The sequence below is a fragment of the Escherichia sp. Marseille-Q3837 genome, from assembly GCF_916618735.1.
Lineage (GTDB): Bacteria > Pseudomonadota > Gammaproteobacteria > Enterobacterales > Enterobacteriaceae > Escherichia > Escherichia ruysiae.
Map to the genome: position 1 here is coordinate 3,348,487 of NZ_CAKAKC010000001.1, position 13,299 is coordinate 3,361,785.

At 49.5% G+C, this 13,299-nt stretch carries 12 protein-coding genes and 2 tRNA genes; 8 read left to right on the plus strand and 6 right to left on the minus strand.

Going from position 1 to position 13,299, the window contains the following annotated elements:
* The first annotated feature begins 148 nt into the window (after positions 1-148).
* Positions 149-1,174 carry an HTH-type transcriptional repressor PurR gene (gene purR / locus LG381_RS16085; protein WP_000190978.1) on the plus strand — a complete coding sequence of 342 codons (1,026 nt, stop codon included), beginning with the start codon at positions 149-151 and terminating at the stop codon, positions 1,172-1,174.
* On the opposite strand, the gene punR is transcribed toward purR, so the two are convergent.
* A complete protein-coding gene (punR, locus tag LG381_RS16090; RefSeq protein ID WP_000269487.1) occupies positions 1,171-2,103 on the minus strand; it encodes a DNA-binding transcriptional activator PunR in 933 nt (310 codons plus the stop codon). The genes purR and punR overlap by 4 nt on opposite strands.
* Before the next feature lie 112 nt (positions 2,104-2,215).
* Here punR and punC point away from each other — a divergent pair, with 112 nt between their 5' ends.
* On the plus strand, positions 2,216-3,427 hold the full coding sequence (gene punC / locus LG381_RS16095; protein WP_001182342.1) for a purine nucleoside transporter PunC: 1,212 nt from the start codon (positions 2,216-2,218) through the stop codon (positions 3,425-3,427).
* A gap of 289 nt (positions 3,428-3,716) precedes the next feature.
* The gene (gene cfa, locus LG381_RS16100; protein ID WP_000098889.1) at positions 3,717-4,865 is read left to right on the plus strand and encodes a cyclopropane fatty acyl phospholipid synthase; all 1,149 of its coding nucleotides are present in this window, start codon (positions 3,717-3,719) and stop codon (positions 4,863-4,865) included.
* Between the two features lie 48 nt (positions 4,866-4,913).
* Here cfa and LG381_RS16105 read toward each other — a convergent pair whose 3' ends face one another.
* On the minus strand, positions 4,914-5,540 hold the full coding sequence (locus LG381_RS16105; RefSeq protein ID WP_000493959.1) for a riboflavin synthase: 627 nt from the start codon (positions 5,538-5,540) through the stop codon (positions 4,914-4,916).
* 215 nt (positions 5,541-5,755) lie between these two features.
* Between LG381_RS16105 and mdtK the strand changes: the two genes are divergently transcribed.
* A complete protein-coding gene (mdtK, locus tag LG381_RS16110) occupies positions 5,756-7,129 on the plus strand; it encodes a multidrug efflux MATE transporter MdtK (RefSeq protein WP_225762636.1) in 1,374 nt (457 codons plus the stop codon).
* A gap of 38 nt (positions 7,130-7,167) precedes the next feature.
* On the opposite strand, the gene LG381_RS16115 is transcribed toward mdtK, so the two are convergent.
* Complete coding sequence (locus LG381_RS16115; RefSeq protein WP_105289735.1) at positions 7,168-8,424, minus strand: AIDA repeat-containing protein; 1,257 nt, start codon at positions 8,422-8,424, stop codon at positions 7,168-7,170.
* Positions 8,425-8,731: 307 nt separating this feature from the next.
* Here LG381_RS16115 and LG381_RS16120 point away from each other — a divergent pair.
* The 4 genes from LG381_RS16120 (at position 8,732) to LG381_RS16135 (ending at position 11,031) form a co-directional block, all read left to right on the plus strand.
* A tRNA-Val gene (locus tag LG381_RS16120) sits at positions 8,732-8,808 on the plus strand.
* 4 nt (positions 8,809-8,812) lie between these two features.
* A tRNA-Val gene (locus tag LG381_RS16125) sits at positions 8,813-8,889 on the plus strand.
* Positions 8,890-8,995: 106 nt separating this feature from the next.
* Complete coding sequence (locus tag LG381_RS16130) at positions 8,996-9,301, plus strand: monooxygenase (protein WP_000212666.1); 306 nt, start codon at positions 8,996-8,998, stop codon at positions 9,299-9,301.
* A gap of 125 nt (positions 9,302-9,426) precedes the next feature.
* Entirely contained in the window at positions 9,427-11,031 is a 1,605-nt protein-coding gene (locus LG381_RS16135) for an FAD-NAD(P)-binding protein (RefSeq protein ID WP_225762637.1), read from the plus strand.
* On the opposite strand, the gene ydhT is transcribed toward LG381_RS16135, so the two are convergent.
* The 3 genes from ydhT to LG381_RS16150 are packed head-to-tail and all read right to left on the minus strand — an operon-like array spanning position 11,032 to position 13,298.
* Positions 11,032-11,844: a protein YdhT gene (ydhT, locus tag LG381_RS16140; RefSeq protein ID WP_225762638.1), complete on the minus strand. Its 813-nt coding sequence runs from the start codon at positions 11,842-11,844 to the stop codon at positions 11,032-11,034.
* A 3-nt stretch (positions 11,845-11,847) separates the two neighbouring features.
* A complete protein-coding gene (gene phsC, locus LG381_RS16145; protein WP_225762639.1) occupies positions 11,848-12,633 on the minus strand; it encodes a thiosulfate reductase cytochrome B subunit in 786 nt (261 codons plus the stop codon).
* Complete coding sequence (locus LG381_RS16150; protein ID WP_050545344.1) at positions 12,630-13,298, minus strand: 4Fe-4S dicluster domain-containing protein; 669 nt, start codon at positions 13,296-13,298, stop codon at positions 12,630-12,632. The genes phsC and LG381_RS16150 overlap by 4 nt, the downstream gene beginning before the upstream one ends.
* Position 13,299: the final 1 nt, after the last annotated feature.

Genomic DNA, 13,299 nt, shown 5'->3' on the forward strand with positions numbered 1-13,299 from the left:
TTTGCGTACTGGCCATTGACCCCTTCCTGACGCTCTGTGTCATTTTCCCGGCGTACCGCAACACTTTTGTTGTGCGTAAGGTGTGTAAAGGCAAACGTTTACCTTGCGATTTTGCAGGAGCTGAAGTTAGGGTCTGGAGTGAAATGGAATGGCAACAATAAAAGATGTAGCGAAACGAGCAAACGTTTCCACTACAACTGTGTCACACGTAATCAACAAAACACGTTTCGTCGCTGAAGAAACGCGCAATGCTGTGTGGGCAGCGATCAAAGAATTACACTACTCCCCTAGCGCGGTGGCGCGTAGCCTGAAGGTTAACCACACCAAGTCTATCGGTTTGCTGGCGACCAGCAGCGAAGCGGCCTATTTCGCCGAGATCATTGAAGCGGTAGAAAAAAATTGCTTCCAGAAAGGCTACACGCTGATTCTGGGCAATGCGTGGAACAATCTTGAGAAACAGCGGGCTTATCTGTCGATGATGGCGCAAAAACGCGTCGATGGCCTGCTGGTGATGTGTTCGGAGTATCCGGAACCGTTGCTGGCGATGCTGGAAGAGTATCGCCATATCCCGATGGTGGTGATGGACTGGGGTGAAGCAAAAGCAGACTTTACCGATGCGGTTATCGATAACGCTTTTGAAGGCGGTTACATGGCCGGGCGCTATCTGATTGAACGCGGTCACCGCGAAATTGGCGTTATTCCTGGTCCTCTGGAGCGTAACACCGGTGCAGGTCGTTTGGCGGGCTTTATGAAAGCGATGGAAGAAGCCATGATCAAAGTGCCGGAAAACTGGATTGTGCAAGGTGACTTTGAGCCTGAATCAGGTTATCGCGCCATGCAGCAAATCCTGTCGCAACCACACAGACCTACCGCTGTCTTCTGTGGCGGCGATATTATGGCAATGGGCGCACTCTGTGCCGCTGATGAAATGGGGCTGCGCGTCCCGCAGGATGTTTCGCTGATCGGTTATGATAACGTGCGCAACGCTCGCTACTTTACCCCGGCACTGACCACTATCCATCAGCCAAAAGATTCGCTGGGTGAAACGGCGTTCAATATGCTGTTGGATCGTATCGTCAACAAACGCGAAGAACCGCAGTCAATTGAAGTTCATCCACGATTGATTGAACGTCGCTCCGTGGCTGATGGCCCGTTCCGCGACTATCGTCGTTAATCATCCGTTGCGGGAGTCTCTTCAGGCTCCCGCAGCCACTCCTTATTCAGCGTCTCACTATCGCCGAGATACTCAAGCAACCAGGTTAAAGCAGGCGACATATCATTCTGCTGCCAGGTCAGACAACATGCTGAATCAGGGAATGGATTTTCCAGTTCTAGAGCTACCCACTTCCCCTCATTAAGCCACGGTTTGGCGAAATGTGTCGGCACCATACCGATGCATAACCCAGCCGAAATACACGTTGCCGATGATTCCCAGTCCGGTACAACAAGGCGCTTTTGGTTATCCAGCAGCCAGGTAATACGTTTTGGTAGCGTCCGCGAGGTGTCTTCGCGCACCAGCGATGGCCAGTTGCGCAACGTATCATCGCTGAATGGCCCATTCATTGACGCAAGCGGATGATGACGGGCAACAACACAACTCCAGCTCAACATCCCCATATCACGGAAGGCGTAACGACCGCCCACCGGAATCGCTCGTGTCGCGCCAATCGCCAGTTCCACGCGCCCGTCGGAAAGCGCATCCCAGACACCATTGAATACTTCCTGAAATACCAGAAGTTCAACGTCATCAAAATGGCGATAGAAATCAACGATCATCTGCCGTGTACGTTCTGGCCTGACGATATTATCCACCGCAATGGCTAACTGACCGCGCCAGCCGTTCGCAATCTGCTGACATTGCTGGCGAGTGATCTGCATTTTTTTGACAACAGAGCGCCCTTCTTTGAGAAACCACGCCCCGGCAGCGGTCAGTTCCACATCACGATGACGCCGTTCAAAAAGCGGCACCGCCAGCCACTCTTCCAGCTGACGCACGGTATAGCTGACCGCTGAAGGAACGCGATGCAACTCCTGAGCCGCAGCACTAAAACTGCCATTACGCGCTACCGCATCAACCACTTCGAGAGAATACTCAGACCACATAGTTTGCCTGCAAAATTTTTGAAACCAGTCATCAAATATTACCGTTTCACAACAGGAATTTCACTCCCTACACTTTGCGACGGTGTTTAATTGAGAAATTTAGAGAATATACATGCAACCTGGGAAAAGATTTTTAGTCTGGCTGGCGGGTTTGAGCGTACTCGGTTTTCTGGCAACCGATATGTATCTGCCCGCTTTCGCCGCCATTCAGGCCGATTTGCAAACGCCTGCGTCTGCTGTCAGTGCCAGCCTTAGTCTGTTCCTTGCCGGTTTTGCCGCAGCCCAACTTCTGTGGGGGCCGCTCTCCGACCGTTATGGTCGTAAACCGGTGTTATTAATCGGCCTGACAATTTTTGCGTTAGGTAGTCTGGGGATGTTATGGGTGGATAACGCCATCACTCTGCTGGTATTACGGTTTGTGCAAGCGGTTGGTGTCTGTGCCGCCGCAGTTATCTGGCAGGCGTTGGTGACGGATTACTATCCTTCACAAAAAGTGAATCGTATTTTCGCCACTATCATGCCATTAGTGGGACTCTCTCCTGCCCTTGCTCCTCTTTTAGGTAGCTGGCTGCTGGTTCATTTTTCCTGGCAGGCGATTTTCGCCACCTTGTTTGCCATTACAGTGGTGCTGATTCTGCCCATTTTCTGGCTTAAACCCACGACTAAAGCACGTAACGATAGTCAGGATGGACTGACCTTTACCGATCTGCTGCGTTCAAAAACTTATCGCGGCAACGTGCTGATTTATGCAGCCTGTTCAGCCAGTTTCTTTGCCTGGCTGACCGGTTCACCGTTCATCCTTAGCGAGATGGGCTACAGCCCGGCAGTCATTGGTTTAAGTTATGTACCACAAACCATCGCGTTTCTGATTGGTGGTTATGGCTGTCGCGCAGCATTGCAAAAATGGCAAGGCAAACAATTATTACCGTGGCTGCTGGCGCTGTTTGCTGTCAGTGTCGTGGCGACCTGGGCTGCTGGCTTCATTAGCCATGTTTCGCTGGTCGAAATCCTGATCCCATTCTGTGTGATGGCTATTGCTAACGGCGCAATCTACCCGATTGTTGTCGCCCAGGCGCTGCGCCCCTTCCCACATGCGACCGGCCGCGCTGCAGCATTGCAGAACACACTGCAACTGGGACTGTGCTTCCTCGCAAGCCTTGTGGTTTCCTGGCTCATCAGCGTTAGCACACCACTGCTCACCACCACCTGCGTGATGTTATCGACCGTGGTACTGGCTTCTCTGGGTTACATGATGCAACGTTGTGAAGAACCTGGTTGCCAGAATCATGGCAATGCCGAAGTCGCTCATAGCGAATCACATTGATCTATATCGACATCTTTATACTTAGGCTGCTAACAAAATTTTGTTGTATGATTGAAATTAGCGGCCTATACTAATTTCCAGTTGTTAAGATTACGATAAATATTATGTTTTTACGGGGACAGGAGCGTTCCCGGATTGCTATGGATGGTCATTTCGGCAAGGGTTCCTCCTTTCCCTCTGTTCTACGTCGGATTATAGACTCGCGGATTTTCTGCGAGATTTCTCACAAAGCCCAAAAAGCGTCTACGCTGTTTTAAGGTTCTGATCACCGACCAGTGATGGAGAAACTATGAGTTCATCGTGTATAGAAGAAGTCAGCGTACCGGATGACAACTGGTACAGAATCGCCAACGAATTACTTAGCCGCGCAGGTATAGCCATCAACGGTTCTGCCCCGGCGGATATTCGTGTTAAAAACCCCGATTTTTTTAAACGCGTTCTGCAGGAAGGATCGTTGGGGTTAGGCGAAAGTTATATGGATGGCTGGTGGGAATGTGACCGACTGGATATGTTTTTTAGCAAAGTCTTACGCGCAGGTCTCGAAAACCAACTCCCCCATCATTTCAAAGACACTCTGCGCATAGCAGGCGCTCGTCTCTTCAATTTGCAGAGTAAAAAACGTGCCTGGATAGTCGGCAAAGAGCATTACGATCTGGGTAATGACCTGTTCAGCCGTATGCTTGATCCCTTCATGCAGTATTCCTGCGCTTACTGGAAAGATGCCGATAATCTGGAATCTGCCCAACAAGCGAAGCTTAAAATGATCTGTGAAAAATTGCAGTTGAAACCAGGGATGCGCGTACTGGATATTGGCTGCGGCTGGGGCGGACTGGCGCACTACATGGCGTCTAACTATGACGTAAGTGTGGTGGGTGTCACCATTTCTGCTGAACAGCAGAAAATGGCTCAGGATCGCTGCGAAGGTCTGGATGTCACCATATTGCTGCAAGATTACCGTGACCTGAACGATCAATTTGACCGCATTGTTTCAGTGGGAATGTTCGAACACGTCGGGCCGAAAAATTACAACACCTATTTTGAGGTGGTAGATCGCAATCTGAAACCGGAAGGTATTTTCCTGTTACATACTATCGGCTCGAAAAAAACCGATCTGAATGTTGATCCGTGGATTAATAAATATATTTTCCCGAACGGTTGCCTGCCCTCTGTGCGCCAGATCGCTCAATCCAGCGAACCACACTTTGTGATGGAAGACTGGCATAACTTTGGCGCCGATTACGATACCACGCTGATGGCCTGGTATGAACGATTCCTCGCCGCCTGGCCGGAAATTGCGGATAATTACAGTGAACGCTTTAAACGGATGTTTACCTATTATCTGAATGCTTGCGCTGGTGCTTTCCGCGCCCGTGATATTCAACTCTGGCAAGTGGTGTTCTCTCGAGGAGTCGAAAACGGTCTTCGGGTTGCACGCTAAATGTTATTCTATCGCCCCCGTTTGGGGGCGATATCATATTTCAGTCCGTTATTGATTCAACGCCTTTTCCCGCATCGCCAGCACACGTTCTACCGTATCTACCACTGCCTGAGTTTGTGGATCGATTTCAATATTGACGCGTGCACCGAGTTTTTTCTTACCGAGGGTGGTACGTTCCAGCGTTTCTGGAATTAAATGCACGCAGAAACGTGTTGACGTTACTTCGCCGACGGTCAGGCTAATACCGTCGATGCCGATAAATCCTTTGTACAGGATATATTTCATCAACTGACTATCCTGCACTTTAAACCAGATCTGGCGATTATTTTCAGAGGTTAATATTTTCGCTACTTCAGCGGTGGTCATAATATGACCCGACATTAAATGCCCGCCAATTTCATCACTGAATTTAGCCGCACGCTCTACGTTTACCCAATCCCCAACCTGTAAATCGCCAAGATTAGTAATGCGTAACGTCTCTTTCATCAGATCAAAACTGATATGGTTACCGTTGATTTCCGTCACGGTCAGGCAACAACCGTTGTGTGCCACAGACGCACCGGTCTCCAGACCATCCAGCATATAGTCAGGTAACTCAACCACATGAGTACGAAAATTTGGTTTCTCGTCAATCGACACCAGTTTTGCAGTGCCCTGCACTATCCCCGTAAACATACTTACAACTCCTGAAATCAGTTAAGGCATTCTGTTCAGCACAATAGCAGGTGGGAAACACCCTTACCAGTAAAGGGGGCTGAATGGTTATTTTTTCACTGGAGAATTAATAAATCCTCGCTACAATAGACTGAATTTCCCCTGCTTCTTCTTTTTGCTGCCCATTCAGGCGGCTTTTTAGTCTCTCATATAACAACAATATAAAAGGTGTTCACGTGCAGAAGTATATCAGTGAAGCGCGTCTGTTATTAGCATTAGCAATCCCGGTGATTCTCGCGCAAATCGCCCAAACAGCGATGGGTTTTGTCGATACTGTCATGGCGGGCGGCTATAGCGCCACCGACATGGCGGCGGGCGCCCTTGGTACATCTATCTGGCTCCCGGCTATTCTTTTCGGTCACGGACTGCTGCTTGCGTTGACGCCAGTGATCGCGCAATTGAATGGTTCTGGTCGCCGTGAACGCATAGCGCATCAGGTACGACAAGGTTTCTGGCTAGCCGGCTTTGTCTCGGTGCTCATTATGGTGGTTCTGTGGAATGCGGGTTATATCATCCGCTCCATGCAAAATATCGATCCGGCGCTCGCCGATAAAGCGGTAGGTTACCTGCGTGCACTGCTGTGGGGTGCTCCGGGCTATCTGTTCTTTCAGGTCGCGCGTAACCAGTGTGAAGGTCTGGCAAAAACCAAACCAGGGATGGTGATGGGTTTTATTGGCCTGCTGGTGAACATTCCGGTTAACTATATCTTTATTTATGGTCATTTCGGAATGCCTGAACTCGGTGGCGTCGGTTGTGGTGTAGCGACGGCGGCTGTGTATTGGGTGATGTTCCTCGCCATGGTTTCTTATATTAAACATGCCCGTTCCATGCGCGATATCCGCAACGAAAAAGGCACCGCGAAACCCGATTCCGCCGCATTGAAACGACTGGTGCAGCTTGGTCTACCTATCGCGCTGGCGTTGTTCTTTGAAGTGACACTGTTTGCTGTAGTGGCGCTGTTGGTATCCCCACTCGGTATTATCGATGTGGCAGGCCACCAGATTGCACTGAACTTTAGTTCACTGATGTTCGTGCTTCCAATGTCGCTGGCCGCAGCGGTAACCATCCGTGTTGGTTATCGTCTGGGTCAGGGTTCAACGCTGGATGCACAAACAGCCGCGAGAACAGGGCTTATGGTTGGCGTTTGTATGGCAACTCTGACCGCAATTTTCACGGTTTCACTACGAGAGCAGATTGCCCTGCTGTATAACGATAATCCTGAGGTCGTAACGCTGGCGGCACATTTGATGTTGCTGGCGGCGGTGTATCAGATTTCTGATTCCATACAGGTTATCGGCAGTGGGATTTTGCGTGGTTATAAAGATACGCGGTCGATTTTTTATATTACCTTTACGGCGTATTGGGTATTAGGCTTGCCGAGCGGCTACATTCTGGCGCTGACCGATCTGGTGGTTGAGCCAATGGGGCCAGCAGGTTTCTGGATCGGCTTTATTATTGGCCTGACTTCTGCCGCTATTATGATGATGCTGCGTATGCGTTTCCTGCAACGTCTGCCATCAGCCATCATTCTGCAACGCGCAGCTCGCTAAAAAACAAGGCGCAACCTTCACAGATTGCGCCTTAGTTTTTATTCGGGCTGGAGCGTTGCGCCAATCCTGTCTTCGTCAGGTTGCAGTTTAAGCGCACTGCAAATTGGTTGCCGACTGGCATCCGTTATCTCAACGAGGATATTGCCACTAACTTCCCCTTTCACATTGATGAAGTCAGGTGAAATTTCTTTCGCGCTGGTTTGCAGGCAAATCGTTCCCTCTCCGTGCAGGCGTTTCACTTTCAGTTGCACATGTGTTGCCGCAGAAGTGATCAGCCACACTTTTCCGCCATCGAGATTGACGTTGCCAACATTTAAAGTGACGTTGTCACCTTTTACCGTACTGCCATCGAGAATCAACACGCCACCCTGCTGTACCGTAACCGTTGATTGTTGCAGATCTGCACCATAGCCAATAATCATTGAAGCACCGTCCAGAACGGCAACACTCCCGGTCAGTTCAACCGGTGCTCGATCTTCTTCTACAACAAAATTTTCGTCCGCGCTGGTGGGTGACATCAGGATCACCGTCCCACCTTGTATGACCGCGTTTTCCAGCGTACCAGCATGCACTTCAGCCCGACCACCAGCATTAACGGCCAGGTTTTGCGTCTTACCGGAACTATAAAGCTGAAGGCCATCCGTCCCCAGACGGTAAATGGCTCCATTTTCAACAATGGTATTATCGTCTTCACCACCGAGATTATTCATGGTGCCACCAGCAAGCAACGTATCACTGGCTTTCCCCGCCAGCATAAAGACACCGCCCTGATTAATCTCACAATTGCCGGCTTCCCCACCCGGATACACCAACAATTCACCGCCATCATCCACTATTGCTGATGAAGCCGTCCCGTTGACCAATAAACCACCAGCCTGATCGAGAATAATTTTTTCTGCCCGATGACCTTCCAGTACGCGCAAATTTCCGCCATTCTCCAGCAACAAACCGCAGGCATAGCCCTTATCAACGCTAAATTCACCTTCGGGATGGCGACCATTAACAGTAGCGAGCGTTGAGAGGCTAATTGCTCCACCGTCAGATTGAACAATGTCTGTGGCAATTGCACCGTCACTGACCGATAGCGTGCCATTGTTGCCATATTGTGTGCCTTTGGCGATCCCACCCGTTTCCACTTTCAGCCAACCCGCATCTGTCACTACGGTGTTTTCTGCTCTTCCGCCTGTCTCAACGAGCAACTCACCGTCAGTAAGTTGAGTCGCGCCAATGACCTCGCCGGTCTTAACAATTTGCACTTTCCCGTCGCTCATCAAGTTTTTTGCATCAGATCCCATGATTTATTCCTTTGCTGCATCTGTGTGCCCTTATCGCTACCTAAGTGTAAAGGCTACGGAGGATTTATCCACGACAGAATTGATTTGCTGGCAAACGACTCGGTTTATATCCTGATGCGCGAGATAGTGGGTTGTGTCAGATGTAAATGCGATCCTGAATAAAAATCGCCCTTGCAAATCAACAAAATATAGCCAATTTGCTTAAAAGCTCTGCAAACGGTCGAAATACCGCAGAAAATTACGTTTTGCCTCTTGCCACCTTCCCACTCTGCCGCTAATATTCGTCCCCGTTGTCACCTACAACGTTGCGTTCATAGCTCAGTTGGTTAGAGCACCACCTTGACATGGTGGGGGTCGTTGGTTCGAGTCCAATTGAACGCACCATCCTGCGTCCGTAGCTCAGTTGGTTAGAGCACCACCTTGACATGGTGGGGGTCGGTGGTTCGAGTCCACTCGGACGCACCAGATTTCTTAATCTGGTCTTCTCCCTTTTCCCTCTGTTTCTTCTCTGTATCCAATACGTTAAAAGATTTACACTGTCTTCGTATGCGTTATCAGAAGGAGAATCGCTATGGCAACTTTGTTACAACTTCATTTTGCTTTTAATGGCCCATTTGGCGACGCAATGGCTGAGCAGCTTAAACCGCTTGCCGAGTCGATTAATCAGGAACCTGGTTTTCTGTGGAAGGTATGGACGGAAAGTGAAAAGAACCGCGAAGCCGGTGGGATCTACCTTTTCACTGATGAAAAAAGCGCCCTTGCCTATCTGGATAAACATACTGCCCGTCTGAAGAACCTCGGCGTTGCAGAAGTTATCGCCAAAGTTTTCGATATCAATGAGCCACTGAGTCAAATCAATCAAGCAAAACTCGCCTGACAAGTCTCCATGAAGGGCGGTTAGCGCCCTTTTCATCTCTGTCTGAAATTTCCCAAATTCTAAAAATATCAACCAAACTTATCTGATAACACTAAATTCAAAAGAATACATTCAGGTAAGTAACAATGAAAAAAATTGCCATTGTGGGTGCCGGGCCAACAGGGATCTACACTCTCTTCTCGCTTTTACAGCAACCAACGCCGCTTTCTATTTCCATCTTCGAACAGGCTGACGAGGCTGGTGTCGGAATGCCGTACAACGACGAAGAAAACTCTAAATTAATGCTGGCAAATATTGCCAGCATTGAAATACCGCCGATTTATTGTACGTATCTCGAATGGCTACAAAAGCAAGATGCCAGCCATCTACAACGTTACGGCGTTAAAAAAGAAACCTTGCACGATCGTCAGTTTTTACCGCGTATTTTGCTGGGAGAATATTTCCGCGATCGATTTTTACGATTAGTAGATCAGGCGCGACAGCAAAAATTTGAAGTGGCTATTTATGAATCATGCCAGGTTACCGATCTGCAAATTACAAATGCTGGCGTGATACTTGCTACAAATCAGGATTTACACACAGAGACGTTTGATTTAGCGGTAATAGCCACCGGTCACGTCTGGCCTGATGAAGAAGAAGCAACCCGAACGTATTTTCCCAGCCCGTGGTCGGGTCTGATGGAAGCAAAGATCGATGCCTGTAACGTGGGCATTATGGGAACATCCTTGAGCGGACTGGATGCGGCAATGGCAGTGGCTATTCAGCATGGTTCGTTTATTGAAGAAGATAAACAACGAGTTATCTTTCAACGTGATAGCAACAGTGAAAATCTGCACATTACGTTGATGTCGCGCACGGGCATTTTACCGGAAGCCGATTTCTATTGCCCCATCCCCTACGAACCGTTACGCATCGTCACAGAACAGGCCTTAAATACAGAAATAGAAAAAGGAGCAGAAGGCCTGTTGGATCGGATATTCAAATTGATACAGCAAGAAATTAATTCTGCCGATCCAGACTGGAGCCAACGCATAGCGTTAGAGCGCCTCAATGTCGATACCTTTGCGCAAACCTGGTTTGCCGAGCGTAAACAGCATGACCCTTTTGGCTGGGCGGAAGAAAACTTAGCCGAAGTCGAGCAACATAAACGGCAAAAACATACCGTCCCCTGGCGTTATGTCATTCTGCGTTTGCATGAAGCTGTACAGGAAATTGTGCCGCATCTGAATGAACACGACCATAAGCGATTCAGTAAAGGTCTTGCCAGAGTCTTTATCGATAATTATGCGGCAATCCCTTCAGAATCTATAAGACGATTACTGGCCTTACGCGAAGCCGGGATCATTCATATTCTCGCCCTCGGTGAGGACTACGAGATGGAAAACAACGAAACGCGCACAATTCTGAAAACAGCGGATAACAGCTACTCGTTTGATGTTTTTATTGATGCCCGAGGTCAACGTCCACTCAAAGTGAAAGATATTCCTTTCCCTGGGCTACGCGAACAATTGCAGAAAACAGGCGAGGAAATCCCTGATGTTGGTGAAGATTATACGCTACAGCAACCTGAAGAAGTTCGTGGTCGCGTGGCGTTCGGTGCTTTACCCTGGCTGATGCACAACCGGCCTTTCGTCCAGGGACTTACGGCTTGTGCAGAAATTGGCGAGGCTATGGCGCAGGCCATTGTAAAACCTGCATCCCGTGCACGTCGGCGTCTTTCGGTTGATTAATCAGCACTCAACAAACTGATGCTGTGCATTGAGACGATAGCGGACTCCGGCACGGATATTGTTTTCACCTTCAATGGCGACGGCGAAGCGCACTCTTTCGCCATCATGATATGCCAGTGCGGCGCTGCCACCAGGCCCGAGGACAATCGAGTCAACCACGCCCGTACTGACTACTGTTGAGTTAGCACCGCTGGCAATGATGTGAACATTATCACCGCTGTTAGCAATTTTCGCGTTTGCGCCAAAGCTGGCAATTTGTACCAGATCGCCATTACTGGCGACATGACACCTTTCACCTGGAGTACAGACGCGTACTCGCATCCCGGCATTCGCAATACGGCTACCATCTCCGGCACTGCTGATTCGAGTCGAGTTACCCACCACTGCCACGCGGGCACGCTCGCCTGAGCTGCCAATATGGCTGTTAAAACCCACACTAGCCATCCGTACGCTGTAGCCCGTGCTGGCAATTTGCGCCGCATAACCTGCTGTAACTATTCTGGCGTTATCGTCGCAACACCCGACGCGTGCGTTATCCTCGGCACTGGAGAACTGGCGGCAAAATGTCGGTTCCTCTGGTTCTGTGACCAGTTTTTGCATAGAAGAAACTTCCTGGCGGGCAAAGTTTTCGTCTGTCAGCCATTTGTTCCATGCATACTCAACCAGACTATCTGCCCAATCCGTATACCCTTCGTCGAGCAGCGCATGGTGAACATCGGCATAGCTGCCGTCCTGCGGAAAATGGCGCAAAAACCAGCGGTATATGACCGCTCCTACACGCCACTCTCGCAGGTTCTCTCGCGTAATGATCATACGTTAATGTCGGTGATAGCCATCGATCATACATTTAAAGGTTTCGTGCGGAGTACGCCCCGTAGTGCAAAGATAGAGATGACCGAAGATGAAAAAGAGGCTAATAGATGCCAGAGCAAAATGCGCTTGTAATAACCAGTATCTTACGCCAGGAAACGCATCGCCCACGACTTGCGGATAGAGACACAACAGCCCCGTCACCATTAACAACGGCAGTAATCCATACATCACCCCGACATAGGCTACCTGCTGTAAGGGATTAAATTTAGACTGCATTGTCGCCGGAAAAGGGTGCGCTTCCCCCTGCATAATGCCAGACAGATAAAATCGCGTTTGTTTCGCCGCTCGCCCCAGCCACCCTTGACGACGAATGCGATAGTGGTGACCATTACCCCCAACGGCATTAATCAGAACAAAGCCAAGCCAGCATACCAGTAACAAGAATCCACAAACTTCATGCACAGCAACCAGACTTTTGACCGCAGCTGCGCCCACCAGCGCAAAGTGATTAATTAGCCCACTTGCCAGCAACAATACGAAGAGTAATGCGTTCGACCAGTGCCATAATCTGACCGCCTTGCTGTAAAGATAAATCTTCTCACCATGATCGGTGGCTGATTTCTTCACACCACGAGCACGAAGCAAAGCGTGCAGCCCCAGGACTAACCACATCCCAACCAGCAATAGCCCGGCGATGACCAGCCACACCGGCCAAAATTCAGGGGTGAACTGTGGTACATAGTTCGCCAATTGGCTCTGAAACTGTTCAGCATTTTGCGACGGGTTCATACATTTTCCTTCTTAATCAAATGTTGACCGAACCGGCGATACAAATGCGGTTTCCCGGCACCAGGTAGCTGATATTGATAGTATTTATTTTCCTGTAACCACGCCTGAATTTCTGGGCTATCTTCGCGGCCAAAGATCAATGCGTGTTCCGGGCAGGCGCTGACGCAAATGGGCGGAAACCCTTTTGCCAGCCGGGACTCGGCGCAGAAATCACATTTATCCGCTACTTTAGTCACAGGGTTAAGGTAACGAACCTGGTACGGACAAGCGCCAATGCAATAACTGCAGCCGATGCACTGTGATTTTTCTACCCGCACGATCCCCTGCTCATCACGCCACGACGCCCCTGTTGGGCAAACGTCAATGCAAGGAGCATCTTCGCAGTGCTGGCATGACTGGCGAAAAAAGTGATACAGCGTTTCGTTGTCGTTATCGGTGACAGGAATGTGTGCTATCGATAAACGGCTTCCCTGAGCAGGAACGTAATTGGTCTTGCGACATGCACGGGCGCAAATATTACAACCATTGCACCGTGACTCATCGTGAATCATGGCATACCGAACTTCCTTTTCTTGCCTGGTGTTCGCTAACAGCGAAGACGCAGAACCAGTAAAAAAGATTACTGTTCCCATCCCCAGAACAAATTTGCGTCGAGTGAAGGACATC

Bases quoted from the DNA above. Each gene is read 5' to 3' on its own strand.
- purR (WP_000190978.1), top strand. From the start codon at position 149: ATGGCAACAATAAAAGATGTAGCGAAACGAGCAAACGTTTCCACTACA.
- punR (WP_000269487.1), bottom strand. From the start codon at position 2,103: ATGTGGTCTGAGTATTCTCTCGAAGTGGTTGATGCGGTAGCGCGTAAT.
- punC (WP_001182342.1), top strand. From the start codon at position 2,216: ATGCAACCTGGGAAAAGATTTTTAGTCTGGCTGGCGGGTTTGAGCGTA.
- cfa (WP_000098889.1), top strand. From the start codon at position 3,717: ATGAGTTCATCGTGTATAGAAGAAGTCAGCGTACCGGATGACAACTGG.
- LG381_RS16105 (WP_000493959.1), bottom strand. From the start codon at position 5,540: ATGTTTACGGGGATAGTGCAGGGCACTGCAAAACTGGTGTCGATTGAC.
- LG381_RS16115 (WP_105289735.1), bottom strand. From the start codon at position 8,424: ATGGGATCTGATGCAAAAAACTTGATGAGCGACGGGAAAGTGCAAATT.
- LG381_RS16130 (WP_000212666.1), top strand. From the start codon at position 8,996: ATGGCAACTTTGTTACAACTTCATTTTGCTTTTAATGGCCCATTTGGC.
- LG381_RS16135 (WP_225762637.1), top strand. From the start codon at position 9,427: ATGAAAAAAATTGCCATTGTGGGTGCCGGGCCAACAGGGATCTACACT.
- ydhT (WP_225762638.1), bottom strand. From the start codon at position 11,844: ATGATCATTACGCGAGAGAACCTGCGAGAGTGGCGTGTAGGAGCGGTC.
- phsC (WP_225762639.1), bottom strand. From the start codon at position 12,633: ATGAACCCGTCGCAAAATGCTGAACAGTTTCAGAGCCAATTGGCGAAC.
- LG381_RS16150 (WP_050545344.1), bottom strand. From the start codon at position 13,298: ATGTCCTTCACTCGACGCAAATTTGTTCTGGGGATGGGAACAGTAATC.